The sequence below is a fragment of the Thermomonospora umbrina genome, from assembly GCF_003386555.1.
Lineage (GTDB): Bacteria > Actinomycetota > Actinomycetes > Streptosporangiales > Streptosporangiaceae > Thermomonospora > Thermomonospora umbrina.
Genome location: NZ_QTTT01000001.1, coordinates 2556269 through 2580513, shown reverse-complemented (window position 1 = coordinate 2580513; position 24245 = coordinate 2556269). Strand labels below are relative to the sequence as shown.

27 protein-coding genes are annotated in these 24245 nt (G+C 71.2%); 18 read left to right on the top strand and 9 right to left on the bottom strand.

Annotated elements, in window-relative coordinates; translation table 11 throughout:
- The first annotated feature begins 80 nt into the window (after positions 1-80).
- From DFJ69_RS11385 to DFJ69_RS11370, 4 genes are read left to right on the top strand one after another with little or no spacing between them, the layout of a single operon-like run.
- Positions 81-599 carry a hypothetical protein gene (locus DFJ69_RS11385; RefSeq protein ID WP_211328590.1) on the top strand — a complete coding sequence of 173 codons (519 nt, stop codon included), beginning with the start codon at positions 81-83 and terminating at the stop codon, positions 597-599.
- Positions 599-1720 (top strand): efflux RND transporter periplasmic adaptor subunit, encoded by a 1122-nt coding sequence (locus tag DFJ69_RS11380; RefSeq protein ID WP_116022449.1) that lies wholly within the window; start codon positions 599-601, stop codon positions 1718-1720. The genes DFJ69_RS11385 and DFJ69_RS11380 overlap by 1 nt, the downstream gene beginning before the upstream one ends.
- Positions 1717-2409 carry an ABC transporter ATP-binding protein gene (locus DFJ69_RS11375; RefSeq protein WP_116022448.1) on the top strand — a complete coding sequence of 231 codons (693 nt, stop codon included), beginning with the start codon at positions 1717-1719 and terminating at the stop codon, positions 2407-2409. Before DFJ69_RS11380 ends, DFJ69_RS11375 begins: the two co-directional genes overlap by 4 nt.
- A complete protein-coding gene (locus tag DFJ69_RS11370) occupies positions 2409-3611 on the top strand; it encodes an ABC transporter permease (RefSeq protein ID WP_116022447.1) in 1203 nt (400 codons plus the stop codon). The genes DFJ69_RS11375 and DFJ69_RS11370 overlap by 1 nt, the downstream gene beginning before the upstream one ends.
- Before the next feature lie 31 nt (positions 3612-3642).
- Here the strand turns inward: DFJ69_RS11370 and DFJ69_RS11365 are convergent, their stop codons facing one another.
- Positions 3643-4620: a cation diffusion facilitator family transporter gene (locus tag DFJ69_RS11365; RefSeq protein ID WP_116022446.1), complete on the bottom strand. Its 978-nt coding sequence runs from the start codon at positions 4618-4620 to the stop codon at positions 3643-3645.
- A gap of 164 nt (positions 4621-4784) precedes the next feature.
- Between DFJ69_RS11365 and lepB the strand changes: the two genes are divergently transcribed.
- The gene (gene lepB, locus DFJ69_RS11360) at positions 4785-5573 is read left to right on the top strand and encodes a signal peptidase I (protein WP_116022445.1); all 789 of its coding nucleotides are present in this window, start codon (positions 4785-4787) and stop codon (positions 5571-5573) included.
- 24 nt (positions 5574-5597) lie between these two features.
- A complete protein-coding gene (locus tag DFJ69_RS11355) occupies positions 5598-6746 on the top strand; it encodes an amidohydrolase family protein (protein WP_116022444.1) in 1149 nt (382 codons plus the stop codon).
- Here the strand turns inward: DFJ69_RS11355 and DFJ69_RS11350 are convergent.
- Positions 6728-8047, bottom strand: coding sequence for a hypothetical protein (locus tag DFJ69_RS11350; protein ID WP_116022443.1), 1320 nt, complete (start codon positions 8045-8047; stop codon positions 6728-6730). The two genes, DFJ69_RS11355 and DFJ69_RS11350, sit on opposite strands and share 19 nt — an antisense overlap.
- A gap of 274 nt (positions 8048-8321) precedes the next feature.
- Here DFJ69_RS11350 and DFJ69_RS11345 point away from each other — a divergent pair, with 274 nt between their 5' ends.
- Both DFJ69_RS11345 and DFJ69_RS11340 read left to right on the top strand, forming a co-directional pair.
- Positions 8322-8570, top strand: coding sequence for a hypothetical protein (locus DFJ69_RS11345; RefSeq protein WP_116022442.1), 249 nt, complete (start codon positions 8322-8324; stop codon positions 8568-8570).
- A 56-nt stretch (positions 8571-8626) separates the two neighbouring features.
- Positions 8627-9436 carry a class I SAM-dependent methyltransferase gene (locus tag DFJ69_RS11340; RefSeq protein ID WP_116022441.1) on the top strand — a complete coding sequence of 270 codons (810 nt, stop codon included), beginning with the start codon at positions 8627-8629 and terminating at the stop codon, positions 9434-9436.
- Positions 9437-10480: 1044 nt separating this feature from the next.
- Here DFJ69_RS11340 and DFJ69_RS11335 read toward each other — a convergent pair.
- Entirely contained in the window at positions 10481-10792 is a 312-nt protein-coding gene (locus tag DFJ69_RS11335; protein WP_116022440.1) for an ATP-binding protein, read from the bottom strand.
- Between the two features lie 217 nt (positions 10793-11009).
- Here DFJ69_RS11335 and DFJ69_RS11330 point away from each other — a divergent pair, with 217 nt between their 5' ends.
- The 3 genes from DFJ69_RS11330 (at position 11010) to DFJ69_RS11320 (ending at position 12466) form a co-directional block, all read left to right on the top strand.
- Entirely contained in the window at positions 11010-11825 is an 816-nt protein-coding gene (locus tag DFJ69_RS11330) for a DUF5753 domain-containing protein (RefSeq protein ID WP_245974732.1), read from the top strand.
- Positions 11822-12016 (top strand): DUF397 domain-containing protein, encoded by a 195-nt coding sequence (locus tag DFJ69_RS11325; RefSeq protein WP_116022438.1) that lies wholly within the window; start codon positions 11822-11824, stop codon positions 12014-12016. The genes DFJ69_RS11330 and DFJ69_RS11325 overlap by 4 nt, the downstream gene beginning before the upstream one ends.
- Before the next feature lie 255 nt (positions 12017-12271).
- The gene (locus DFJ69_RS11320) at positions 12272-12466 is read left to right on the top strand and encodes a DUF397 domain-containing protein (RefSeq protein WP_116022437.1); all 195 of its coding nucleotides are present in this window, start codon (positions 12272-12274) and stop codon (positions 12464-12466) included.
- A gap of 151 nt (positions 12467-12617) precedes the next feature.
- Here DFJ69_RS11320 and DFJ69_RS11315 read toward each other — a convergent pair whose 3' ends face one another.
- The gene (locus DFJ69_RS11315) at positions 12618-12965 is read right to left on the bottom strand and encodes a VOC family protein (RefSeq protein ID WP_116022436.1); all 348 of its coding nucleotides are present in this window, start codon (positions 12963-12965) and stop codon (positions 12618-12620) included.
- A gap of 127 nt (positions 12966-13092) precedes the next feature.
- On the opposite strand from DFJ69_RS11315, the gene DFJ69_RS11310 reads away from it, so the two are divergent.
- The gene (locus tag DFJ69_RS11310; RefSeq protein ID WP_116022435.1) at positions 13093-13380 is read left to right on the top strand and encodes a hypothetical protein; all 288 of its coding nucleotides are present in this window, start codon (positions 13093-13095) and stop codon (positions 13378-13380) included.
- 28 nt (positions 13381-13408) lie between these two features.
- Here DFJ69_RS11310 and DFJ69_RS11305 read toward each other — a convergent pair whose 3' ends face one another.
- Entirely contained in the window at positions 13409-14128 is a 720-nt protein-coding gene (locus DFJ69_RS11305) for a hypothetical protein (protein WP_116022434.1), read from the bottom strand.
- A gap of 150 nt (positions 14129-14278) precedes the next feature.
- Here DFJ69_RS11305 and DFJ69_RS11300 point away from each other — a divergent pair, with 150 nt between their 5' ends.
- From DFJ69_RS11300 to DFJ69_RS11285, 4 genes are all read left to right on the top strand, one after another.
- The gene (locus tag DFJ69_RS11300) at positions 14279-16135 is read left to right on the top strand and encodes an alkyl/aryl-sulfatase (RefSeq protein WP_116022433.1); all 1857 of its coding nucleotides are present in this window, start codon (positions 14279-14281) and stop codon (positions 16133-16135) included.
- A gap of 25 nt (positions 16136-16160) precedes the next feature.
- Positions 16161-17198: a DUF389 domain-containing protein gene (locus DFJ69_RS11295; RefSeq protein ID WP_116022432.1), complete on the top strand. Its 1038-nt coding sequence runs from the start codon at positions 16161-16163 to the stop codon at positions 17196-17198.
- Positions 17199-17337: 139 nt separating this feature from the next.
- Positions 17338-17757, top strand: coding sequence for a YciI family protein (locus DFJ69_RS11290; RefSeq protein WP_116022431.1), 420 nt, complete (start codon positions 17338-17340; stop codon positions 17755-17757).
- Between the two features lie 7 nt (positions 17758-17764).
- Positions 17765-19060, top strand: coding sequence for an RNA polymerase sigma factor (locus tag DFJ69_RS11285; protein ID WP_116022430.1), 1296 nt, complete (start codon positions 17765-17767; stop codon positions 19058-19060).
- Positions 19061-19181: 121 nt separating this feature from the next.
- On the opposite strand, the gene DFJ69_RS11280 is transcribed toward DFJ69_RS11285, so the two are convergent.
- The 3 genes from DFJ69_RS11280 to DFJ69_RS35480 all read right to left on the bottom strand — a co-directional run bounded on the left by DFJ69_RS11280 (position 19182) and on the right by DFJ69_RS35480 (position 21694).
- On the bottom strand, positions 19182-20474 hold the full coding sequence (locus DFJ69_RS11280; protein ID WP_116026558.1) for a GDSL-type esterase/lipase family protein: 1293 nt from the start codon (positions 20472-20474) through the stop codon (positions 19182-19184).
- A gap of 31 nt (positions 20475-20505) precedes the next feature.
- Complete coding sequence (locus DFJ69_RS11275; protein ID WP_116022429.1) at positions 20506-21345, bottom strand: NAD(P)H-binding protein; 840 nt, start codon at positions 21343-21345, stop codon at positions 20506-20508.
- A 124-nt stretch (positions 21346-21469) separates the two neighbouring features.
- On the bottom strand, positions 21470-21694 hold the full coding sequence (locus DFJ69_RS35480; protein ID WP_342769852.1) for a helix-turn-helix domain-containing protein: 225 nt from the start codon (positions 21692-21694) through the stop codon (positions 21470-21472).
- 143 nt (positions 21695-21837) lie between these two features.
- Here DFJ69_RS35480 and DFJ69_RS11265 point away from each other — a divergent pair, with 143 nt between their 5' ends.
- Positions 21838-22176: a hypothetical protein gene (locus DFJ69_RS11265; protein WP_147312271.1), complete on the top strand. Its 339-nt coding sequence runs from the start codon at positions 21838-21840 to the stop codon at positions 22174-22176.
- Between the two features lie 12 nt (positions 22177-22188).
- On the opposite strand, the gene DFJ69_RS11260 is transcribed toward DFJ69_RS11265, so the two are convergent.
- Positions 22189-22929: a restriction endonuclease gene (locus DFJ69_RS11260; RefSeq protein WP_245974255.1), complete on the bottom strand. Its 741-nt coding sequence runs from the start codon at positions 22927-22929 to the stop codon at positions 22189-22191.
- Positions 22930-23226: 297 nt separating this feature from the next.
- Between DFJ69_RS11260 and DFJ69_RS11250 the strand changes: the two genes are divergently transcribed.
- Positions 23227-24099, top strand: a complete 873-nt coding sequence (locus DFJ69_RS11250; RefSeq protein WP_170177614.1) for a DUF4132 domain-containing protein — start codon at positions 23227-23229, stop codon at positions 24097-24099.
- The last annotated feature ends 146 nt before the right edge of the window (positions 24100-24245 follow it).

Sequence of the window (24245 nt, the reverse complement as noted above, 5' to 3'; positions counted from 1 at the left end):
GGAAACATCAGGGAAACGCCCCGTCCAGTTGCATCACGTCCCGACCGGCCGGACACCCTCCGGCTCTCCGAGAGGACGACATGATGCGAGGACTGACCCGTGCGCTGGTGGCGCTGCCGCTGGCGCTGACCCTCACGCTCACCGCATGCGGCGGGGACGACGGCGGCGACGAGGTCGCGTCCGGCGGCGGCCCGCAGAAGAACGCGGGCGGCACCGGCGAGAAGCTCGACCAGCACGCGATGGGCGTCAAGTTCGCCCAGTGCATGCGCGAGAACGGCATTCCCCTCGAGGACCCGAAGCCGGGCGAGGGCATCATGCTCAAGTTCGACCAGCGCATGAAGCGCGAGACGGTCGACAAGGCCATGCAGGCATGCCGCAAGTACAACCCGCAGCAGAACGGCGCCGGCGGCTCGGACCCGAAGGCCGAGGAGCGGTCGCGGGCGTTCTCCCAGTGCATGCGCGACAACGGCGTCGAGAAGTTCCCCGACCCCAAGCCCGGCCAGCGCGGCATCATGATCGACCGCAACGCCATCGGCGACGACCCCGACTTCGACAAGGCCCAGCAGGCCTGCCAGAAGATGCTGCAGGGCGGGCAGTGATGGAGGAGGTCGCCACCGAGGACCGAGCGGTCCCCGAGGAACCCCGGCCCCGCCGCCGCAAGGGCCGTGGCCGCCGATGGGCGGCGATCCTGGCCGTGGTGCTCGGCGTCGGCGGGGTCACCGCCACCATGGTCGGCCTCAGCGGTGGCTCGTCCGGCACCGACGAGGCCGGGGAGCTGCCGCCCAGCACGACCAAGGTGACCCGCCAGACGCTCACCGACACCCACACCGCCGACGGCGACCTCGGCCACGGCCTCTCCGCCACCGCGAGCGCCCGCCTGCGCGGCACCCTCACCCGGATGCCCGAGACGGGCGACCGCATCACCCGGGGCAAGGCCCTCTACGAGGTGGACGGCGACCCCGTGGTGCTGATGTACGGGTCGATGCCCGCGTACCGCACGCTCCGGTCGGGGGACGAGGGCACCGACGTGAAACAGCTCGAGACGAACCTGCGGAAGCTCGGCTACACCGGGTTCACCGTGGACGACGAGTACACCGCCGACACCGCCGACGCGGTCTCCGAATGGCAGGAGGACAAGGGACTCGAAGAGACCGGCGTCGTCGAGTTGGGCCGGGTCGTCTTCGCCTCGGGGCCGGTCCGTGTGGACGCCATCCAGGCGGGGGAGGGCGACGCCCTGATGCCCGGCGGCAAGGTGCTGACGTACACCGGCACCGCCAAGGCCGTCACGGTGAACCTCGACGCCGCCGACCAGCGCCTGGCGAAGAAGGGCGCCAAGGTGGCCGTGACCCTGCCCGACAACTCCACCATCGAGGGCCGGATCGACGAGGTCACCACCCTGATCGACCCCGGCGCCCAGGGCGAGGACCCGACCACCAAGGTGGAGGTGGTGATCGAGCTGCCCGGCAAGGCGCAGAAGGAGGCGGAGGAGTACGCGCTCGCGTCGGTGGACGTCGAGTTCACCGCCGACAAGCGCGAGAACGTCCTGACCGTGCCGGTGGCCGCGCTGGTGGCGCTGCGCGAGGGCGGGTTCGGCGTGGAGGTCGTCAACGGGGCCACCACGAGCCACGTCCCGGTGGAGACCGGCCTGTTCGCCGACGGTCGGGTGGAGATCTCGGGCAACGGGATCGCCGAGGGCACGGTCGTGGGGATGCCGAAATGATCACCCTCACGGACGTCACCAAGGTCTATCCCGGCGGCGTCGCCGCGTTGGGGGGCGTCTCGCTCCACATCGACCGGGGCGAGCTGCTCGCGATCGTGGGCCCGTCGGGGTCGGGCAAATCCACGATGCTGAACGTGCTCGGCACCCTCGACCGGCCCTCCTCGGGGACCGTCCGCATCGACGGCCACGACGTGGCCGCGCTGTCGGACTCGGGCCTGTCCGCGCTGCGGGCGAGCCGGATCGGGTTCGTGTTCCAGCAGTTCCACCTGGCGGCCGGGACCCCGGCCCTGACCAACGTGGCCGACGGGCTCCTGTACACGGGGCTGCGGCCCGCCGAGCGCCGCCGCCGGGCCGCGACGGCGCTGCGGCGGGTCGGGCTCGGGCACCGGATGGACCACGAGCCGCACGAGCTGTCCGGCGGCGAACGCCAACGCGTCGCCATCGCCCGAGCGGTCGCCGGGGACCCGCCGCTGCTGCTGGCCGACGAGCCGACGGGGGCGCTGGACTCGGTCTCCGGCGCCGGCGTCATGCAACTGCTGCGGGAACTGCACGCGGGCGGCACCACGGTGGTCATCATCACCCACGACCGGGAGATCGCCGCGTCCCTGCCGCGTCAGGTGCGGATGCGCGACGGCCGGGTGGTGTCGGACTCCCCGTCGGAGGTCCTCGACACGGTGGAGGTGGTGTGATGGACGGAACGCTGCGTCCGGCCCGGCTGGGCCCCCGCGACGTCGTCAAGGTCGGTTCGGTAGGGCTGCGGACCCGTCCGATGCGGGCGTTCCTGTCCGCGCTGGGCATCGCGATCGGGATCGCGGCGATGGTCGCGGTGGCGGGGATCTCCTCCTCGTCCCGCGCCGAACTGGACCGCACCCTCGACTCGCTGGGCACCAACCTGCTCACCGTCACGCCCGGCTCGACCCTGACGGGCGGGCAGGCCCAGCTCCCCACGGAGGCGGAGGCGATGGTGGAGCGGATCGCGCCGGTCCGCACGGTGTCGGCGATCGGGCTGGTCGACGACGCCAAGATCTACCGCAACAGCCGGATCCCGGAGACGCAGACCAACGGCCTGGCCGCGTACGCCGCCCGCACCGACGTCCGCGACGCCATCGGGGCCCGGCTGCGCAGCGGCACCTGGCTGAACGACGCCACGGGCGGGTACCCGGCCACGGTGCTGGGCGCGACCACCGCCGAACGGCTCGGGATCGGCCACGCGGACCCGGACACGCAGGTGCTCATCGGCGGCGAGCCGTTCACCGTCATCGGCATCCTGGAGCCGGCCGCGCTGGCCCCCGAGCTGGACACGGGGGCGCTGGTGGGCTGGCGGGCGGCGGTGTCGGAGCTGGGGTTCGACGGGCACCCGACCACGGTCTACACCCGGTCGGACGACGCGCAGGTCGAGTCGGTCCGCGCCGTGCTGGGCCCGACGGCCAACCCGGAGGCCCCCAGCGAGGTCCAGGTCTCCCGCCCGTCGGACGCGCTGGCCGCCAAGCAGGCCGCCGGCGAGGCGTTCACCGGGCTGCTGCTGGGCCTGGGCGCGGTGGCGCTGCTCGTCGGCGGGGTCGGCGTGGCCAACACCATGGTCATCTCGGTGCTGGAACGTCGGCCCGAGATCGGCCTCCGCCGGTCGCTGGGGGCGACGCGGGGGCAGGTCCGCACCCAGTTCCTCACCGAGTCGCTGCTGCTGTCGGCCCTGGGAGGGGCCGGGGGCGCGCTCGTGGGCGCCCTGGTCACCCTGGGGTACGCGCTCTCCCAGGGATGGCCGCCGATCATCCCGCCGTGGGCGGTGCTCGGCGGCGCGGTCGCGACCCTCACCATCGGGGCCCTGGCCGGCCTCTACCCGGCCGTCCGCGCCTCCCGCCTCTCCCCGACGGAGGCGCTCGCCACCCCGTGACCCCTTTCCCCGGTGACCCCCTGGCCACGGGTCACTGGGGAAGGGGACGGCCGTAGCGGCCGATGACGCGGCGGCGCAGGTCGGCGTCGTTGCGGGGGACCGGTTCGAGGAACACCTCGTCGACCTCCTCGTGGGTGTCGCGGAGCTCGCGGGCCAGCCGGACACAGGCCCGTTCGACGTCACCGGAGGTCAACGCGTCGCGGAAGTCGAGGCGGGCGCAGACCAGCACCCGGTCGGCGCCCACCGTCATGGTGAGGATGTCGACCACCCACTCCACCTCGTCGGCGCGGCCGAGGATCGTCCGCACGCTCTTGACCAGCCTCGGGTCGGCCTGGTTGCCGATGAGCAGGTTCAGGTTGATCCGGCCGAGCAGCACCGCCACGACGGTCAGCACCACGCCGATGAGGACGGAGCCGACGCCGTCCCAGAAGGCCGAGCCGGTGAGCTGGTGCAGGCCCATCCCGCCGAACGCCAACAGGATGCCGATCAGCGCGGCGGAGTCCTCGAGGAGCACGCTGACCGAGGTGGGCTCGTCGGTGCCGCGCAGATAGCGGCGCACCGGCAGCCCGTGCTCGCGGGCGTCCCGGCGGACCTGGCGCATCGCCTGCCTCCAGGACACCGCCTCCAGCGCGAACGACACCGCCAGCACCACGTAGCCGACCGTCGGGTCGACCTCGCCGCCGTGATGCCCGAGCAGCGTCTCCACACCCTGGTAGAACGCGAACAGCGCGCCCATCCCGAAGATCATGACCGCGACCAGCAGCGTCCAGATGTAGCGCTCCTTGCCGTAGCCGAAGGGATGCCGCCGGTCGGCGGGCCGCCCGCTGCGCCGCAGGCCCACCATGAGCAGCACCTCGTTGAAGGTGTCGGCGAAGGAGTGCGCCGCCTCGGCCGCCATGGACGCCGACCCGGTGACCAGCGCGGCGACGGTCTTCGCGATCGCGATGCCCAGGTTGGCGGCGAACGCGAGCAGCACCGTCAGCCTGCTCTCCTCCTGCTGTCCGGCCATCGGCCCTTCCTCCGCTTTCCCCGGTCGGTCTTTCCCTTCCCCCGCTCGGGCGGCTCGACTCCAGACCGCCGCGCGGACGCCGTCGGGAACGGCCGGGGTCTGGATGTGGGTTTCTCCGGTTAGCATGGCTCTTCGACGGGGGAACGCCTGCGGATCGGAGGGGCATGAGCTCTGACGCCGACACCGGAAATGCGCCGCCCGACGAAGAGTCGCGAAAAAAGAAACGGCCCTTCTGGCGCGAACTCCCCGTCCTCGTCGGAGGCTCCCTGCTCCTGGCCTTCGCCCTGAAGGTGTTCCTCGTCCAGGCGTTCTTCATTCCGTCCGGCTCGATGGAGAACACCCTCCAGGTCGGGGACCGGGTCCTCGTCAACAAATTCGTCTACCGCGTCCGCGACATCAAGCGCGGAGAAACCGTCGTCTTCAACGGCCTCGACTCCTGGGACGCGGAGGCGCCCCGTCAGAAGGACTACATCAAACGGGTCATCGGCATAGCCGGTGACCACATCAAATGCTGTGACTCCCAAGGTCGGATCACCGTCAACGGCGTCCCCTTGAATGAGGGCTCCTACCTCTACCGTGACCCGCGATCCGGGGTGCGCAACCGGCCCTCCGCCCTTCCCTTCGAGACCGTCGTGCCCCCGGGGTCGCTCTGGGTCATGGGCGACCACCGCGACGTGTCCAGGGACTCGCGCCTGTTCCCGGACGCCCCCGGCGGCGGCGCCATTCCGGAGAGCCGGGTGATCGGCCGCGCCTTCGTCATCGTCTGGCCGCTCCGGCACATCGGCAAGCTGCCCGTCCCCGAGACCTTCGACGGCCCGGCCCAGAAGGCGGCGGACGCCCTGCCGCCCGCCGCGCCCTTCGTCGTCGGCCCGGCCTTCGCCGTTCCGTGGTTCCACCGACGTCGCCGGACATGGCCCGGTATCGCACCTCGATCCGGGGAAGGGCTGCGGTGACCGGACGAGCGCGGAGGACGGCCGATGAACGAGAACTACCTGGAGTCGCTGCCGCTGATCGACCACCACTGCCACGGACTGGTCCGCCGAGACCTGGACCGTGAGGCCTTCGAGGGCCTGCTGACCGAGGGCTCGGGGGCGGGCCCGTACGGCGGCACGCTGTTCGACAGCCAGATCGGCATGGCCGTCCGCCGCTGGTGCGCCCCGGTGCTCGGTCTGCCCGTCCACGCCGCCCCCGAGGACTACCTGGATCGACGCGCCGAGCTGGGCGCCGACGAGGTCAACACCCGGTTCCTCCGGGCGGCCGGGCTCGCGGCCCTGTGCGTCGACACCGGCATTCCGGAGCCCTTGCTCACCCCCGTCGAGCTGGGAGAACTCGCCGGGGCCCCGGCGTACGAGGTCGTCCGCCTGGAGGCCCTCGCCGAGGAGATCGCGGCCGACGGCACCACGGCCGCCGGCTTCGCGGACGCCTTCCGGGAACGGCTCGCCGCACGGGCCCGCGACGCCGTCGCCTTCAAGTCGATCGCCGCCTACCGGGTCGGCCTGGCCTTCCGGGAGGGCCGGCCGAGCGACGCCGAGGTGACGGAGGCCGCCGGACGCTGGCTGTCGTCCGGCGTGCGCAGGGTGGCCGACGAGACCATGCACCGCTTCTTCGTGTGGTGCGCGGTGGAGCACGGCCTGCCCCTCCAGTTCCACGTGGCCTACGGCGACGACGACGTGGACGTACACCGCTCCAACCCGCTGCTGCTCACCGGCCTACTCCGCGAACTGGCCCCCACCGGCACCCCGGTCATGCTCCTGCACAACTACCCGTACCACCGGGAGGCGGGCTACCTCGCGCAGGTCTTCCCGAACGTGTTCGTCGACGTCGGCCTCGCCACCCACAACACCGGACGCCGTGCCCGTGCCCTACTGGAGGAGACCCTCGAACTGACCCCCTTCGGCAAGTTCCTCTACTCCTCCGACGCCTACGGCCTGCCCGAGCTGTACCACCTGGCCGCCGTCCTGTTCCGCCACGCGGTGGGCGCCCTGCTCCGGGACGCGACCGCCGACCACTCCTGGCCAGAGTCCGACGCCCCCCGCCTGGCCCGCATGTTCACCGCCGACAACGCTCGCCGCGCCTACCACCTGAACGACCGAGCCCCGGACGCCCGTCACCGCACGTCGACGTAGTCGTACGCCTGAGCGGGGAAGTCGAGGGATCGGGGGTGGGGGACGGCGTACTCCCACAGCGAGTACACCCTCCACGTCGCGTCCTTGCTGACCCTGCAGCGCAGCCGGAACCAGCCTTGGGAGTCCGTCGGCGCGCCTCCGTTGACGCAGTTGTCCTCCCACCGCGTGCCACCCTTCACGCGGTACGCGCCGGAGATCCATCGGCTTTTGATCGGTCGCCAACCGGACGCCTGGGTCCAGCGCATCAGCCGTCCGCGCAGCGTGATCCACTGCCCCTTCCGAGCCGGCTCGGGCGCGGCGTTGTACTTGAAGATCTTGGTTTGGTAGGTGGTCCAGACGCTCATGACCTTGGGTCTCGCCGGCGCGTAGGCGGCGTTCCCCCGGAAGACGAAACGCAGGTCCTGCCGCTTGTTCGCGGTCAGGGTGATCCGCACGGACCCGTCCTTGCCGGTGGTGGCACGCCGGATCGTCTTCCACGGGCCCTCGCCGTTCATGGGCCCCGCCTGGAGCTCCAACGGGACCCCGGGGATCCCGCCGAGGCTGAATCGCGCGTTCATCAGGCGGGCGGAGACGGTGTACTTCCTGCCGAAGTGCGGGTACGCCGGCGTCATCGGAGGCCAGGGTCCGTGGAACGCGGTCGACCACTGGCCGTGCGCGATGGTCCCGGTGGCCCCGTCGTGCCGATGATGTCCCTGCACCTGGGCCGTGAGCGGTCCGAAGCCATGGGAGGTCACCCTCGTCGTGAACCCGCCGGGGCCGGGATGGAACACCGAGCCGACATGGCGCTGGTTGGGGTCGCCGCTCCCGTTCTCGTACAGCCCCACCCAGGTGCCGTACGGAGCGTCGACCCAGCCGCCCACCTCCCGCCGCTGTACGCGGGCGTTCACCGTCGCCGTCTGCCAGGGCCTGAGACGCGGCGCCCCCCCGGTCACCGCGATCCGCACGTCGAACGTGTTTCGCACGTTTCGGACGGTCGATCGCGCCGAGGAGTGCTCGGCGGTCGCGTCTGAAACGGCCTCACAGGTGGTCGTGTGCGGCACCCACAGTGCCATGCGGAAGCGCCCCTGAGCGTCGGTCATGCCCTCCGTGCCACCCAGGCCATCGCAGAACACCATCAACCGGACCCCCGAGACGGGCACGGCCGTTCCCGTGCCGGGGACCACCAGCCGCCCGACCGCGAGCACCATGTCGTCCCTGGCGGGGTCGGGGGCCGCCACCAAGCCCTGGAACATCGGCCGAGCGGGCTCGGCGGAGGCGGCCGTGGGCGCCATGAAGCCCAGCACCAGCGCGACAACCGACAACCGTGCGACACCACGACGCATACGTGACCCCCGAAGATCAGGAAACCGCCGCGATGACCCTGCCCGTACCGACTCGGCCGGGTCAAGGAATTACGGTCTCGATTCCATCGCGACCGGATCGGCTCGCATGATGCCGCCTGATGGGCCGGATCCATCTGCGGCGTTGGCTGCCCGGAGGGGTGGGCCCGGATTTGGGTGGTGGCTGGTCTTGCGTTGAGGTGGCCCGGGCAATGGCGCACGGGGAACACCGCGTCGTGGAGCAGGAGCGATCCCCGTGGCCGAGTACCCGAACGACGATCTGACGCCCGAGCAGCGAGCGGTCATCGCCGAGGCCGAGTCCGCAGCCCTTCGGCGCATCCGCGATGCCCGGTCCAGGCTGGTGGAGTTGGGGCTGGAATTCAAGGGCGAGCCCGGCGACTTCTCGTGCACGCGATGCGACTGCGACTCCTACCGGGGCGTGCCGCTGCAACCGTGCCGTACGCCCCGCTGTGGACACGCGTTCACCCTGCACAATGTCACTTGATCTCACATGGTGAGATGTGAATCTCATCATGTGAGCGATCCTGTTACCGTTCCCTCATGGCCCCTCAAGACGCCGTCTACACCCACGGTCACCACGAATCGGTCCTGCGATCCCACCGCTGGCGTACCGCCGAGAACTCCTGTGCCTACCTCCTGCCGCACCTGAGGCCCGGCATGAAGGTGCTGGACGTCGGCTGCGGCCCCGGCACCATCACCGTCGACCTGGCCGAACGCGTCGCCCCCGGCCACGTCACCGCCGTCGAGGTCACCGAGGAGGCCCTGGACCTCGCCCGCGCCGAGGCCGCCGCCCGAGGACGCACGGACATCGACTTCGTTGTGGCCGACGTCCACCGCCTGGACTTCCCGGACGACTCGTTCGACATCGTCCACGCCCACCAGGTGCTGCAGCACGTGGGCGACCCCGTGCAGGCCCTGCGGGAGATGCGTCGCGTATGCCGGCCGGGCGGCATCGTCGCCGCCCGGGACAGCGACTACGCCGCGTTCACCTGGTATCCGGAGTCGTCCGAGCTCACCACGTGGATGGACCTCTACCAGCGGGTCGCCCGGGCCAACGGCGGTGAGCCCGACGCCGGCCGCCGCCTCCTGTCCTGGGCCCGCCGCGCCGGCTTCACCGAGGTCACGCCCACCGCGTCCACCTGGTGTTTCGCCACTCCCGAGGACCGCGCCTGGTGGGGCGGCATGTGGGCCGACCGCATCCTCGAGTCCCAGATGGCCGACCAGGCCGTCGCCTCCGGCGCGGCCACCCGACCCGACCTCGAACGCATCTCAGCGGGCTGGCGCACCTGGACCGCCGCCGACGACGGCTGGCTCACCATTCTCCACGGCGAGATCCTCTGCCGCCCCTGACCCGCCCCCCGGCGGTCAGGCACCCTCGGGGTGTCGGCCTCGACGTACCAGGGCCCTCCGATCGCGGTCCCATCGTGCCTTCACCCGCCGCTCGGCCCCGTCTTCTCGTCGTACGGAACGTTGAGGTAGAGGCGACCCCCGGCGCGCCCCCGACCTCCTCGACGCTTCTCCCGAGACGCCGAGGGCGGGGCCCTCCGCTCCCGCTCCGGCCGGTCCATTCGGGTGCGCTCGACGATGTGCGGAACCCGTTCGCAGGACGTCGGATCGGTGAACGCATCATCAGGTCGGTCGCACCGCGATGGGCGAGCAGGTTGAGCGAGTCGTGCCACAGGACGGCGGCATCGAGGATGAGGACCTTCTCGTGCATGCTTTCGCGCGCCGCGACAGGCAGCCCGTCGCCGCTGACCGCCGGCACCACGGCTGGGGGGCGCTCTCGCTCCGTGGTCTGTGCTGCTGGTCGTATACGCGCTCTGTCGGCCGTCGGCGTCTGGGCCGAAGCCTGCTTCTGATCTCGGATTTTGCGCCGCCGGTGGTGCGGGGGGCCGGTGACGGCGGGGGTCTTGGCTGTGCCGTGCTCCAGTTCTCGGGGTCGTTGTCGCCGGTGGTGCGCGAGCCCGCTGATCGTCGGCGTCTCCGTTTGGGGTGCGTTCGCGCCTTCGGGCTCCGTGCTGCTGGTTGTACGTGGGGTCTGTCGGCCGCCGGTGTCTCGGCTGGGGCGTGCTTCTGGGCTCGGCGTCTGTCCTGGTGGTCGCATGTGCGCTTTGCGACCGCCGGTGTTTCGGCCGTGTCGGCGCTCCGTGGGTTGCCTTTTGCTGGAGGGCAGGAGTGATTGCGTACGGTGCGCTTCGGGTTGTGGGACGTGTTCGCGGCACAGCGGTTCTGGGATCGATCGTTCAGTTGCTCGCCGAAGGCGGGGGTTGGGAAAGTGGTCCGCTCGAATGCACTGGACGCGGAGGACGGGCGGGAGTCATGGACGGCGCAGAGCGGTCGTTCGGCCCGGTGGTCTTCACGGACTGAACGTGCCGGAGACGTAAGGGCATTGCTTCAGGGCTTGAGGCGGGCCCAGACCCACTTGCCGCCTTGGGGGTCGGGCTTGCAGCCGCAGTCGGCGGCGAGGGCGACCACGAGGGGGAGGCCCCAGCCGCCGTTGTCGTCCCACCCTTGCGGGGTGAGGTCGAGCGTCTCCAGGGTGGGCTGGGTGCGTGGCCTGGTCTGGGGCAGGGCGGGGCTGGAGTCCCAGACCGCCACGACGACGTAGATGGCGTCTCGGCTGAGCCGGAAACAGATGTTCTTGCCGGGGGTCTCTTGGATCGCGTTGTTGATCAGTTCGGACGCGACCAGGAACGTGTCGTCCAATATGTGCAAGTCACCCCATTTGTCCAAGCGGGGCCTGATGAGAGTGCGGGCAAGTCCGGCGGTGGCGGGGCTGGCCAGCATTGAGATCACCAAATGGTCAGGGTTGGCTACCATGGTCGTTCTCACCTCCTGTCGTTTCGCGATTTCTCCTTTGATGATGGATCGTGCGGGCTAGCCTGAGGCGTATACGCGGAATCAAGAAACGCCGGAGGTGGCGATGCCGACCAGAGACCCCCTCGACCCGAAGATCTCTCTCTGGCACTTCTTGGCCTATGCCATGCGGTTCGAAAGGGAGAAGCACGGTCTCTCGCTGGCGCAGTGCGGCCAGATCGTTCACGCCGCCCGCTCCACTGTTTGCAACATGGAGGCGGGGCGTTTGAAGATCCACGAGGACCAGGCCAAGGCGCTCGACAAGAAGTACGGCACGCCGCGTCTGTTCGAACTGCTGCTCTGGTTCGCCCGTACGGCCCATGACCCCGACTGGTTCCGCCAGTGCACCGAGTTCGAGGCTCAGGCCACGCTCATCCGCATCTACCAGGGTCAGGTCATCCCCGTCCCGTTCCAGACCGAGCCGTACGCCCGGGCCCTCCTGTCCATGTCCCGCGAGGCGAACGTCGATCGAGCGCTCGGAGTGCGCACCGCCCGGCAGCAAGCCATCTTCGGACGGAAGGATCGGCCGCTGCTCGTGGTCCTGCTCGATGAGGATGCGCTGGACCGACCTGTCGGTGGTCCGGCGGTGATGCGGGCGCAACTTCAGCATCTGCTGGAGGTGATGGACGATCCGAGCGTGATCGTCAGGGTGATCCCAAGGGCGACGGGCGAGCACATCGGGCTGGCCGGTCCGTTCCAGATCATGAACCTGGAGTCCAGAGAGGTCGCCTACATCGGGGCGTTCCACGGCGGTCGCTTGGTCCAGGACCCTGTCGAGGTTCGGGAGATGGCCGTAGATTTTGAGCTGATCGGGGCGAAGGCGTCATCCGAGGACGTCTCGCGTGCCCTGATCGAGAAGCTCATGAAGGGATTCTCTGCATGATCTATTGGCGCAAGAGCTCCTACAGCGGCAGTGCGACGGACGAGTTCTGTGTTGAGCTTGCCGAGTTGCCCGCGAGGGTGGGGATTCGGGATTCGAAGGATCCGGAGGGTGGTCGGTTGGTCGTGGGGCCGGTCGCCTTCGGGGAGTTGGTGGGGCGGATCAAGGAAGGTGCTCACGACCGTTCCCGCTGAGCGGGAGCCGGGTAGCCGCGCGTTCCCTAGCCTGGGTCGGTCGGCGGCGGTCGCAGCAACGGGGCTACGACCGCCAGCCTTCGCCCATGGGCGCCCGAGGTGGGAGGGCCGGCCCTGTTTCGCCATGCCTCGCTTGGTTCAGGACCCTGTCGAGGTTCGGGAGATGGCCGTAGATTTTGAGCTGATCGGGGCGAAGGCGTCATCCGAGGACGTCTCGCGTGCCCTGATCGAGAAGCTCATGGAGGGATTCTCTGAATGATCTATTGGCGGAAGAGCTCCCACAGCGGCAGCGCTAACGACGAGTTCTGTGTGGAACTGGCCGGCTTGCCCGCGAGGGTGGGGATTCGGGACTCGAAGGATCCGGAGGGTGGTCGGTTGGTCGTGGGGCCGGTCGCCTTCGGGGAGTTGGTGGGGCGGATCAAGGAAGGCGCTCACGACCGTTCCCGCTGAGCGGGAGCCGGGTAGCCGCGCGTTCCCGTGCCGGCTCGGTCGGCGGCGGTCGCGTCAACGGAGCTGCGACCGCCCGCCTCCCCCACGGCCCGTCCGAGGTGGGGCCGTCCGCCGTTTCGCCGTGCCACCGGCCTGCGGGACCGGGGTGGGGTCAGCGGTGGCTCAGGACGTTGACCACTCGGCCGTTGGGGTCGCGGACGAAGAAGCGTCGGGTGCCCCACTCCTCGTCCTGCAAGGGGTGGACGATCTCCGCGCCGCTCGCCCGTACGGCGGCGTAGACGGCGTCCACGTCGTCCACCTCGACGCTCAGGTCCGGGGTGACGGGTGCCGTCTGGTCCCTGGTCATGATGCTGACCTGCGCCGCGGGACTGGAGGGGGAGGCGAGCGTGGTGATCCAGCCGAGGTTCATGACCTCTTCGAGGCCCAGCAGGCCGTAGAACTCCCGGCTCTCCTCCACGGCCTCGGACTGGATGACGGGCATGACACGGCGAACGACCATCGAAGCCTCCGAACGGTGACGAGTTCATCTCTGCAGATCCCACCAGTACTACGCCTACCCTGCGGAACCGGGCTTCACCGGTCCGGCGCGCAGGGTGCGTAGGCTCCGGACATGGGGCGCCCGGTCGGTGTCGGGGTTCCTCGTCGGGCCGGCCGCGTGGTGGTGCGGTTTTCCCCTCGCCCTCGCCGTCGGTCTGGCCCTGGTCGACGGGGACTCCTACGCCTTCGGTGCCAGGGACTGGGCAGCCAGGGTGGTGCTGTGGATGGGGCTCGGCGGTGCGGTGCTCGCGCCGGTCGTCGGGCTCGTGGTGGCGCTGATCGGGCGGCGGGGTCGGGCGTGCGCGGCCTTCGCCGCCATGGGCGCTCTGTCCCTCGGCGGCTTCCTGTACATCCTCTACGCCCTCGCCCAGGCGTGAGCACGGGCGCCGCTCGCGCAAGTCGACGTCAGGGCGTTCGGAGCACCGTCGCGACGAGCTCGCTGAGCCTCTGATGGCGTTGGGCGTCCGCGCCGAGGGTGGCGACGTTCGCGGGCCTGTCGTCGTCGGGGTAGGTCGGGGCGTCGACCGCGCCGTTCCCCTGGATGAGAACGCCGCCGTCGAGGGAGACGAGGCTGTACGTCCGCTTCTCCGTCTCGGCGAGCGGCGGCGCGCCGGGGCGTTGCCGGCCGTTCCAGCGAAGGAACCAGACGGACCTGCCCCGGGGCAGCGATGACCGCAGCGCCGCAGCCGGGTCGCCGCCGCCCGGCGGGCGTTCCCCGATGAACGTCACCACGACCTCCCGCAGCTCGGGCCGGAGCGCGCCCCGCAGCACCTTCTCGACCTTCAGCACCACTCCCAGCTCGGGGACGCCGCCGGGGCTGCCGTCGCGGATCGTTCGCACCGGTCGTACGTCGGCGACCTCGGAGACGACCACGGCGGTGGACTGCCGGGCACCGTCGGCAACGTCCTTCGGCGGCGGGACGATCAAGAGCTTCCCCGGGACCAGCCTTTGGAAGAACGTCGCATCGCCCGGGTGGTGGACGTCCAGCGCGGCCGAGGGATCGGGGGAGTCGACCGCCGCGACAGGTCCGGCGGTCGGATCCTCCGCCAGCGCCGAGCACCCCGCCGCCAGAGCCGCCACGAGCAACGCCGAGAAGGCCGCCCGGCCCGTGTACGCCGAATCCATGAACGCACGCCTTCCCTCAGCGGTGATCGTCGATGCGCCCAGTGTGGCCCGAAGCCCCACCCCTCGGAAGGGCGAGAACGCGCAAATCCGGACCACGGGGCATCCGTAAGTGGCGCGGCGTTTGCCCTCCGATGGCCTTGAGGCCGGCCGATGCCGGAAATCTGCAGGGTGTACTGGCCATCGGCTCGAGGAGACCCCGTGAGTGTCACACCGCCGCTGGAGGACCGGACCGATTTCGAGAACGCGGACAAGGGATTCGTGGGCACGACGTCCGAGGAGACCATCACCGATGACCGGGGACGGGTCGTGTGGGACTTCGGCGCCTATGCCTTCCTGGACGCCCCGTGCCCCGAGACGGCCGACCGGAGCCTGTGGCGGCAGTGCGGGCTCACCGCCAGGCACGGCCTCTTCCAGGTGGCCGAGGGGATCTATCAGGTCCGCGGGTTCGATCTGTCGAACGTCACCTTCATCGAGGGCGAGCGGGGTGTCATCGTCATCGACCCGCTGCTGTCGGTCGAGTGCGCGGCGGCGGCGATCGGGCTGTACCGGAAACATCGCGGCGACCGCCGGGTGACCGCGGTCGTCTACAGCCACTCCCACGCCGACCATTTCGGCGGTGTGCGGGGGGTGGTGCCCGAGGGGGCGGACGTCCCGATCATCGCTCCCGCAGGGTTCCTGGAGCACGCGGTCACGGAGAACGTGTACGCCGGGACGGCCATGAACCGGCGGTCGATCTTCATGTACGGCGCCGAGCTGCCCAAGGGCCCGGCCGGTCAGATCGGCGCGGGGCTCGGCCAGACCACCTCCACGGGGACGATCTCGCTGATCGAGCCGACATCGTCGATCACGGCGACCGGTCAGGAGGAGGTGATCGACGGTGTGCGGATCGTCTTCCAGCTCACCCCGGGCACCGAGGCGCCCGCGGAGATGAACTTCGCCCTCCCCGACCGCCGGGCGCTGTGCATGGCGGAGAACGCCACCCACAACCTCCACAACGTGCTGACGCTGCGCGGCGCGCAGGTGCGCGACGCGCGGGTGTGGGCGCGTTACCTGACCGAGGCGATCGAGTTGTTCGCCGCCGGCTCCGACGTGCTGTTCGCCTCGCACCACTGGCCGACCTGGGGCACCCGGGAGCTCACCGAGTTCCTGTCCCAGCAGCGCGACCTGTACGCCTACCTGCACGATCAGACGTTGCGGCTGCTCAACCGGGGCCACACCGGCACCGAGATCGCCGAGATGATCGAGCTTCCGCCGGCGCTGGAACGGGTGTGGCACGCCCGCGGCTACTACGGCTCGGTGTCCCACAACGTCAAGGCGATCTACCAGCGGTACATGGGCTGGTTCGACGGCAACCCCGCACATCTGTGGGAGCTGCCCCCGGAGGAGTCGGCGCGCAGGCACGTCGAGCTGATGGGAGGCCCGCAGACCGTTCTGGCCAAGGCGGAGGAGTCCTTCGCGGCGGGCGAATGGCGTTGGGCCGCACAGATCCTCAACTACGTCGTGTTCGCCGACCCGTCCGACACCGCCGCCCGGGAACTCCTCGCGAAGGTCTACGACAGGCTCGGCCAGGGCAGCGAGAACGGCACCTGGCGGAACTTCTATCTGCAGGGCGCGGCCGAGCTGCGCGGGAACAAGCCGAAGAACACCCTCGACAGCACCAGCCCCGACGTCGTTCGCGCCCTCAGCGTCGAGCAGGTCTTCGACTCCCTGGCCATCCGCGTCGACGGACCCCGCGCCTGGGACACCCGCCTGAGCATCGACTGGAACCTCACCGATCTCAAGGACGAGGTCAGGATCGGCCTGGCCAACGGGGTCCTCACCCAGAGCAGGGCGCACGACGGGACGCCCGCCGACCTCACGGTGACCCTGACCAAGCCGCAGTTGCTCCGATGGCTCGCCACCGGCGACCTGGACGGTGTCCACACCGAGGGAGACCGGCGGGCGCTCTCCACGCTGATGGGGCTCCTGGACGAAGGCCACCGCGACTTCGACATCGTCACCCCGTGACGGGCGGGCTCGTCCGGGGACGGTGATGCTGAACGGCCTGCGCGACCGGCTGGTGCCGGCGGCGCAGCGGCGGACGCCGGAGGAGCTCACCGACGATCTCGACCTGCGCGCCGGCGACCGCGCGTCCCGGTACTCGGCGTTCTGGACGCTGCTGGTGCTGTCGGCGGTGATCGCGGCGACGGGGGTGCTCTCGGACTCCACGGCGACCGTGATCGGCGCCATGATCATCGCCCCGTTGTCGACGCCGATCATGGGGATGGCGCTCGGCCTGGTGCAACGGTCGAGCACGGGCGCGGGGCGCTTCGTCCTGGGCGGCACGGCCGCGGTGATCGGTGTGGGCCTGGCCGCGTCCCTGGCCGTTCCCGGCTCCTATGAGCTGTTGTCCAACGGTCAGATCGCGGGACGGACCTCGCCCGGGCTCGCCGATCTCATCGCCGCGATGGCCACCGGACTGGCCGGCGCGATCGCCTTGGCCCGCCGTGACGTCGCCGCGATCCTGCCCGGCGTCGCCATCGCCATCTCCCTGGTGCCCCCGCTCGTCGTCGCGGGCGTGTGCCTCGGGCGTGGAGCCTTCGCGCTCGCGTTCGGGGCCCTGGTGCTGTTCCTGTCCAACATGCTCTCGCTCGTCCTCGCCGGAACGTTCGTGTTCGCCTCGCTCGGCTATACCGGCCCGCCGCGCGCCGGGGCCTCCCGCGCCCGCGTCGTGGCGGCGCTGAGCGGGCTCGGCGTCCTCATCACGGTCGTGCTGGTCCTCAGCACGGTGGCCACCTACGCGTTCGCCGCCTGGGAGAACGAGGTGCGGCGGGTGACGGCCCAATGGCTGGCGTCCGACCGGGACGCCGAGGTCATCGACGTCCGGCGGCACGCTGCGACCTTCCACATCTCCGTCCGCGTCCCGGGCGAACCGCCCCCCGTCTCGGATCTGCTCGCCCGGCTGCGCGGAGTCGTCCCCGACGGCGTGCCGATCGTGGTCGAGACGACCAGGGGACGAGTGATCGACGCCGGTCGGGTCGGCTCCCTCCTCGATGTGGGGTCGCGCACGTGGGGTATCACCACCCGCTGAACGCCGCCGTGGACGGTGGTCGTACGCTCGCCGGAAAAATCCCGTGAAAAAGATCGGACGTCGTGTCGATCCACGACGGTTCCGTTCGACCTAGGAGTGAGAGGCCCCGAGAGGGGCCGGACGACCCAGGGAGACACCGATGAAGTACATGCTGATCATGCGCGCCACCGACGAGGCCTTCGCGTCGATGGCGGACATCGACTTCCAGGAGATGCTGGAGACCGTCGGCAAGTTCAACGACGAGATGATCCGGGCCGGTGTGCTGGTCGCCGCCGAGGGGCTGGCCGACCCCTCCGAGGGTGTGGTGGTCGACTACTCCTCCGAGCCGCCCGTGGTCACCGACGGGCCCTACGGGGAGACCAAGGAGCTGTTCGGCGGCTTCTACATCCTCAACGTGACGTCGAAGGAGGAGGCCATCGAATGGGCCAAGCGGCAGCCGGTGACCGGCCCCGGCTTCAAGACGGAGGTCCGTCGGGTCCCCACGATCGACGAGTTCCCGCAGGACAACGAGTGGGTGCAGAAGGAGCGCGCGTGGCGCGAGGCCACCGGGCAGCTCTGAGCCGATCATGACCGACCCGACCGACCCGACCGGCCGTGAGGCCGTCGCCGCCGTCTGGCGGATCGAGTCCGCGCGGATCGTCGGGGCGCTCGCGCGCTACACCGGCGACTTCGCGCTGGCCGAGGACCTCGCCCAAGAGGCGGTGGCCGAGGCCCTGGTGACGTGGCCGCGCGACGGCGTGCCCGGCAATCCGGCGGGGTGGCTGCTCACCGTGGGCCGGCGTCGCGCGATCGACGCGTTCCGCCGGCGCTCCGCCCGTGACGACAGGTACGCCGCCCTCGCCCGCGATCTGGGCGAGGGGGGCGTCGTCTCGGGCGGCGCACCCGCCGATCCCGGCCGGGAGGACGAGGACGTGCTGTGGGATCCGGACCAGATCGACGACGACGTGCTCGCGTTGATGTTCATCTCCTGCCATCCCGTGCTGTCGCGGGAGGCGAGGGTGGCGCTCACCCTGCGCGTGGTCGGCGGCCTGACCAGCGACGAGATCGCCAAGGTCTTCCTCGTGCCGACCGCCACGGTGCAGGCCCGGATCACCCGGGCGAAGAAGACCCTCGCGGCGGCCCGGGTGCCGTTCGCCGTGCCCTCGGCCGGGGAACGGACGCAGCGGCTCGGCTCGGTGCTCAACGTGATCTACCTGATCTTCACGGAGGGGTCCTCGGCCGCGTCCGGCGACGCGCTGATCCGGCTCGACCTCGCCGGCGAGGCCCAGCGCCTCGCGCGGGTGCTGAGCCGCCTGGTGCCCGACGAGCCCGAGGTCCACGGGCTGCTGGCGCTGCTCGAGCTGACCTCGGCGCGCTTCCCCGCCCGGACCGGGCCGGACGGTCGCCCGGTGCTGCTGGAGCACCAGGACCGCAGCCGCTGGGACCACGCCGCGATCCGCCGGGGACGGGCCGCCCTCGCCCTCGCCGAGGGGGCCGGTCGGGGGCTGGGCGCCTACGGCCTCCAGGCGGCGATCGCCGAATGCCATGCCGTCGCCCCGTCGGTCGACGCCACCAACTGGGAACGCGTCGTCCTCCTCTACGAGGCGCTCGGCCGGCTCGCCCCGTCCCCGGTGGTCGACCTCAACCGGGCGGTGGCGGTCTCCATGGCCCAGGGCCCGGCCGCGGCCCTGCCGATCGTGGACGACCTGGTGACCGCCGGCGCGCTGGCCGACTCGCACCTGCTGCCGAGCGTCCGCGGGGAACTGCTCATCCGTTCGGGACGCCCCGACGAGGCGCGCACCGAGCTGGAGAAGGCCCTGCGTCTGTGCGGCAACGAGAGCGAACGAACGATCCTCCGCCGCAAGCTCTCCGACCTCGGTTGAACGGGGATCGCTCTGCGTGTGTGCGGTCATGGGAACGAACGAGCGCTCCTCCGCCGCAAGCTCGCCGACCTCGGCTGAACGCAGAACGCCCCGGCGGTGCCGGGGCGTTCTGGTCGCGGTGTCAGAGCACGGCGCGGAGCGAGCGGGCGACGGTGTCGGCGATCACCCGAAGACCGGCGTCGTTGGGGTGCAGCCCGTCACCGGCGTTGTACTCGGGGTCGCGCAGGTGGCCGGCCTGTCCGGGGTCCGGGTCGAGGAGGGCGCGTTCCGGGTCGGCGACCCCGTCGAGCTCCCCGCCGGTCCTGATCCACCGGTTGAGCGCGGCGCGGGTGTCCTCGCGGGGGTCCTGGCACCAGCCGGGGAACCCCCTGAACGGGGTGACGGTCACGCCGACGACCTTGATCCCCCGGCTGTGGGCGGCGCGGACGAGCCTGCGGTAGGCGTCGATCAGCCGCGCGGCGCGCACCGGGGCCTCGACCGCCTCGCAAGGGTTGAAGAACGCGTCGCACCGGGTTTCGAGGATGTCGTTGACACCCAGTAGCACGACGACCGCACGCGTCCCCGGCCGGTCGAGCGCGTCCCTGGAGAACCGTTCGAGGGCCGACGTCCCGCCGCAGGACGTCTCGGACAGCAGCTTGCCGCCGGCGATCCCCGTGTTGAGGACGGCCATGGGCCGACCCGTGGCCGCGAGGCGTTCGGCCAACCGGTCGGGGTAGCGCGTGGCGTCCGAGGTCGCGGAGACCCCGTCGGTGATGGAGTCCCCGAAGGTCACGACCGCGCCGCGCGACGACCCGCCCGCCACCTCCACCCCGGTCAGGAAGTAGGAGGAGCCGCTCGTGTCCCGTTCGCCCGCCGGGAACGCGGCATCACTCCCGTCGAACCGCCGATCGCCCGTCGCGCGGTACGCGGGTGTCTTGGCGAACGCGTGGAACGTCGCAGGCCCCGTGGACCCGGCGAAGTAGAGCGTCGCGCTCAGCCGTTCCCCCGGTGTGGTCACGAGCCGCGCCGCGTCGCTGACCAGCTCACGGCCCGGCGCGATCACCGCCGACGCGGAACGGTCGAACCGCAGTACCCGCATCGTGCCCGGCCGCACCGAGGCTCCCGCGCCCGCCTTCCCGACGGTCGCCCCGGTCACCCGCAGCGGCGCGGTCCCGTACAGGTTGGACAGCCGGATGCGGAGCCGGGTGCCGCCGGCGGTCACTCGGACCACCTGCCGGAGCGACTGCCCGGTGAAACCCTGCTCGGCCCAGGTCGGCCCTTCGAACGTCTCGGCCTGGGGCTTCTGCATGGCGGTCGCCCAGGCGCCGACCCACCGGCCCTTGTCGGCGGGACGGGCGGAGGCGGGGGCCGAGGTCCCGGCCAGGAGCGTGGCCGCACCGACCAGGACGGCCACCAGCGCTGCGGGGGTGCGCATCATGTTTCCTCTGTTTCGAAGTGCGGGGGTGTCAGGAGAAGTCGGCGACGTGGTCGGCGGCCCACCGGGCGTAGGTGCGGGCCGGGCGGCCGGTGATCCGTTCGACGACGTCGTTGACCGGGGCGGGCTTGCCGACGGTGGCCTCCATCAGGTCGAACAGCGCGTTCACGAAGTCGGCGTCCATGAACCGGCCCATCTGCTCCCGGACCGGTGCCGGGTCCAGCTCGGCGAAGGTCAGCGGGCGGCCGAGCGCCCGACCCAAAATCTGCACCTGCTCCACCTGGGACAGGGCCTGGGGCCCGGTGACGTCGTAGATCCGCCCGTCGTGCCCGTCGGTGGTCAGCACCCGCGCGGCGACGTCGGCGACGTCCCGCTCGTGGACGGGAGCGCTGGTCGCCCCGCCGTACGGACCCCGCACGACATCGCCGTCACCGAGCTGCATCGCCCACGTCAACGAGTTGATCGCTGGGAAGAACAGCCGCAGGAACGTCCACCGCGCCCCCGTCGCCCGCACGGCCTGCTCGACCCCGTGGTGGTAGGCGGCGATCACATCGGGCTGCTCGGTGGCTCCGTCCACGATCGCTCCCGACGACAGGAAGACGATCCGGTCGACCCCCGCCTCCTTCGCGGCGCGCAACAGTGGCCCCGCGTCCATCCCGTACGGCAGGACCAGGAACAGACCCGTCACCCCCGCCAGCGCGGGCTTCAGGGTGGACCCGTCGGTCAGGTCCCCCCGGACCACCTCGACCGAGGCCGGCAGTCCCGCCGACTCGGGCGTACGGGACAGCGCCCGCACCCGGTGGCCCTCGGCCACGAGGGACTCCACGGTCTGCCGGCCGAAGTGCGCGGTGGCTCCCACGACAAGGAACATTCGAACTCTCCCCAAGTACCGAAGCGGTGCGACGGCCATCCGGCCGCCCGTGCCATGACCTGCACTTTAGGAGCCCATGAGGAAAGGTTCGTTCCTCAATGTCCCCGTCGTTCGGAAGCGGGTCTCAGGAGGTCGTCAGGAGCCGGTGGCGGACGGCGAGTTGAAGTTCGAGGCGGCGGCGGAAGTCGCGGAGCGCGGGGCCGAAGAGGTCGTCGATCTGACGGACCCGGTAGCGGACCGTCTGGTGGTGGACGCCCGGCCGGCGGGCGGCCTCCTGGGCGTTGAAGCCGCTTTCGAGACGGGCGAAGGGTGTCAACTGGACGGCTCGGGAGGGGTTTCGGCGCGTCACGACGTCGATGGGGTGAAGGGACACGATGCGACCTGAGGGGTCCGATCCCGGCGCTCGCCGGGACCGGAGTCCCTGGCCGTCCGGGTGCGGTGGTGGTGAGGATCCTCGTGGAGAAGCGCCGGGCGACCGTGGGGAACGGTGAGATGGGATATTCGTTTAACAGTGAGGGCAATGGCTCCGGGTTCGACATTCCGGGGCACGAAATGGTCGACGTTCGCGAGGTTCTGCGGCTGGGCGTCATGCGTGCCGGGGAGCGGTGCCCCGTCGAGATGCACAAGTTCGAGTCGAACGGCGGTTGGCACGTCGGCCCCGAGGAATGCCGAGAGCTGGCGCGCATCCTCGATGGGCGTGAGGGTGAGATGCTCGTCGCGGACTACCGGTCGTTCGTGGACGACGTCGCCGACAACCTGATCGAGAACGTCCACCGTCTGGCCGCCTTCAGCGCCGAGGCCGCCGACCGGGGCGGCTTCCGTGTGACGTGAACACCCGGTCGGTCAGCGGAGGGACAGGGGCTCGCCGGTGAGCCAGCGGCCGAGGTCGGGGCGGTCGACCAGGCGGAGCCCGGCCAGGCCGGCCTCCTCCAGGGCTTGGACGGTGAAGGCGCTGGAGGCGACGAAGACGCCCCGGTGACCCGCGTAGGCGGCGTTCAGGGCTCCGATGAAGTTGCGGACCTCGACGGCCCCGACGTTGCCCCGCCAGCGTTTGCACTGGACGGCGATCGGCTCGCCGTCGGGGCCTCGGGCGATGACGTCGGCGCCGCGATCGGCCGTCCTGCCGACGACGCGCACGGCGCGGAAGCCGTCGCGGCGCAGCAGCTCGGCGACGTGTCGTTCGAACTCGTCGCCGGTCATCAGGTCGATCTGGTCCAGCCGGCAGTTCGCCTCGAACAGCGCCCGTCGCCGCCGTGCCGTGCGCCGCAGGTGGGCGGCCCCGGCCAGCAGGGTCGCCGTCAGCAGGAGGACGAGGACACCCACCGTCGCGGCCGGATGCTCGGAGACGACCCGACCCAGCGCGGTCGTCCCGATCAGCACGCCGACCAGCAGGGAGACGAACCCCAGCCGCAGCGTCGAGACGGACCGCCGCGGGGCGGCCTTGCCGCCGCCGCGGCGGGTCGTGCGACCGGACCGGGTCGGGCGGGTCCTGCGGGTCGAGCGGGTCGGGCGCGTCGAGCGGGAACGGCGGGTCGTGCGACGAGCCGTGCGGGGACGGCGGTCGAACGGGGCGGATCGGGGCACCGGGGACCTCCCATCGGCGGCGTTCGCGCCGTCGAGCCCAGGATGACATCCGGCGCCGACAAAACCCCCGACGATTCGTCAACGATCACCTGACGGCGACTTCGGCACATCTACCGGTGCGGGTCCGTTCCGCACGTTCACCGGGAACCCGCCCGATTGTCGGTGGTGACCAGTAGGTTCTGATCTCAGTCGCACGGGGGCATATCGGGCTCTTCGCGCTTCTTCGGCATTCCCGGAGACGCCGTGTTCCGCGCGTGCGGCGGACGAACATACGGACGCATTGCGAGGTGGGCCCGGGTGGGCTGGGTGTCGGCGGGCGAGGGGTACGAGGTCGCCCTGATGGAGGGTCGGGTGGCCGCGCGGGCCACGGCCGGCCGGTCGGCGGGGCGGCGGCTCAAGTCGCTGCCCAAGGCGCTGCGCGACCATCCCGAGGTGGAGCGGCTGCGGCGGTTCGGCGAGTGGCTGGACCGGCACGCCGCCGCCTGCGTGGCGCAGGTCGACGCCTGGATGGTGTCGTCCCTGCCGGTGCCGACCGGGCTGCTGGGCCGGGTGTGGGCCGACGAGGCGTGGCGGTCGTCGCTGCACGACCTCGCCGTCGTCGGCGACGACCCGGACGAGGTCGGCTTCCTGCGGGACGCGAACGAGTCCGGCGAGCTGCGCGTGGTCGACCTCGACGGCGAGACGGTGCGGCTGTCGCCGCGCACCGTCCTGCTGCCGCACCCGGTGCTGCTCCCCGACCTCGACGACCTGCGCGAGTTCGCCGCCGAGCTGGGCGTGACCCAGCGCGTCGAGCAGATCTACCGCGCCACCTGGGACAAGCCCGCCGACGACGAGTTGGACGCGAAGGCCACCACGGTGGGCGAGTTCTCCGGGGGCAGGTTCGCCTCCCGTTTCGGGCTGGCGGCCCGCGCCACCTCTCTCGGCTACCGCGTGTCCGGCGGCTACGCCACCTGCCGGGTGCGCGACGGCGGCGCAGCGGTCGAGGCGTCGGTCTGGATCGGGGAGCCGTACTGGGACGGCGAGACCGAGACCGGCGGCCTGAGCTGGCACGACCCGGACGGCCGCACCCTGCGGCTCCGCGAGGTCGGCCCGGTCGCCTGGTCGGAGGGGATGCGGATGGCCTCGACCCTGCACGCGGGCCGCACCGTCGAGGAGGGCGGGGCCTCATGAGGCGGCCGAGCCCCAAAGATCCGGGCGGGTCGAAGGCGCAGCCGGGGAGTCCGCGTCGTGGGCGGACCGGGCCGTTGAGCGATGGCGTCACGCGCGGGCCGAGCGCGGTCGTGCCCGTGCGGCGCGGCGTGGGAGAGCGGGGACGG

Coding starts and splice junctions, on each gene's coding strand:
- DFJ69_RS11385 (WP_211328590.1), top strand. CDS start 81: ATGATGCGAGGACTGACCCGTGCGCTGGTGGCGCTGCCGCTGGCGCTG.
- DFJ69_RS11380 (WP_116022449.1), top strand. CDS start 599: ATGGAGGAGGTCGCCACCGAGGACCGAGCGGTCCCCGAGGAACCCCGG.
- DFJ69_RS11375 (WP_116022448.1), top strand. CDS start 1,717: ATGATCACCCTCACGGACGTCACCAAGGTCTATCCCGGCGGCGTCGCC.
- DFJ69_RS11370 (WP_116022447.1), top strand. CDS start 2,409: ATGGACGGAACGCTGCGTCCGGCCCGGCTGGGCCCCCGCGACGTCGTC.
- DFJ69_RS11365 (WP_116022446.1), bottom strand. CDS start 4,620: ATGGCCGGACAGCAGGAGGAGAGCAGGCTGACGGTGCTGCTCGCGTTC.
- lepB (WP_116022445.1), top strand. CDS start 4,785: ATGAGCTCTGACGCCGACACCGGAAATGCGCCGCCCGACGAAGAGTCG.
- DFJ69_RS11355 (WP_116022444.1), top strand. CDS start 5,598: ATGAACGAGAACTACCTGGAGTCGCTGCCGCTGATCGACCACCACTGC.
- DFJ69_RS11340 (WP_116022441.1), top strand. CDS start 8,627: ATGGCCCCTCAAGACGCCGTCTACACCCACGGTCACCACGAATCGGTC.
- DFJ69_RS11330 (WP_245974732.1), top strand. CDS start 11,010: ATGCCGACCAGAGACCCCCTCGACCCGAAGATCTCTCTCTGGCACTTC.
- DFJ69_RS11325 (WP_116022438.1), top strand. CDS start 11,822: ATGATCTATTGGCGCAAGAGCTCCTACAGCGGCAGTGCGACGGACGAG.
- DFJ69_RS11320 (WP_116022437.1), top strand. CDS start 12,272: ATGATCTATTGGCGGAAGAGCTCCCACAGCGGCAGCGCTAACGACGAG.
- DFJ69_RS11315 (WP_116022436.1), bottom strand. CDS start 12,965: ATGGTCGTTCGCCGTGTCATGCCCGTCATCCAGTCCGAGGCCGTGGAG.
- DFJ69_RS11305 (WP_116022434.1), bottom strand. CDS start 14,128: ATGGATTCGGCGTACACGGGCCGGGCGGCCTTCTCGGCGTTGCTCGTG.
- DFJ69_RS11300 (WP_116022433.1), top strand. CDS start 14,279: ATGCCGGAAATCTGCAGGGTGTACTGGCCATCGGCTCGAGGAGACCCC.
- DFJ69_RS11295 (WP_116022432.1), top strand. CDS start 16,161: ATGCTGAACGGCCTGCGCGACCGGCTGGTGCCGGCGGCGCAGCGGCGG.
- DFJ69_RS11290 (WP_116022431.1), top strand. CDS start 17,338: ATGAAGTACATGCTGATCATGCGCGCCACCGACGAGGCCTTCGCGTCG.
- DFJ69_RS11285 (WP_116022430.1), top strand. CDS start 17,765: ATGACCGACCCGACCGACCCGACCGGCCGTGAGGCCGTCGCCGCCGTC.
- DFJ69_RS11280 (WP_116026558.1), bottom strand. CDS start 20,474: ATGCGCACCCCCGCAGCGCTGGTGGCCGTCCTGGTCGGTGCGGCCACG.
- DFJ69_RS11275 (WP_116022429.1), bottom strand. CDS start 21,345: ATGTTCCTTGTCGTGGGAGCCACCGCGCACTTCGGCCGGCAGACCGTG.
- DFJ69_RS11265 (WP_147312271.1), top strand. CDS start 21,838: ATGGGATATTCGTTTAACAGTGAGGGCAATGGCTCCGGGTTCGACATT.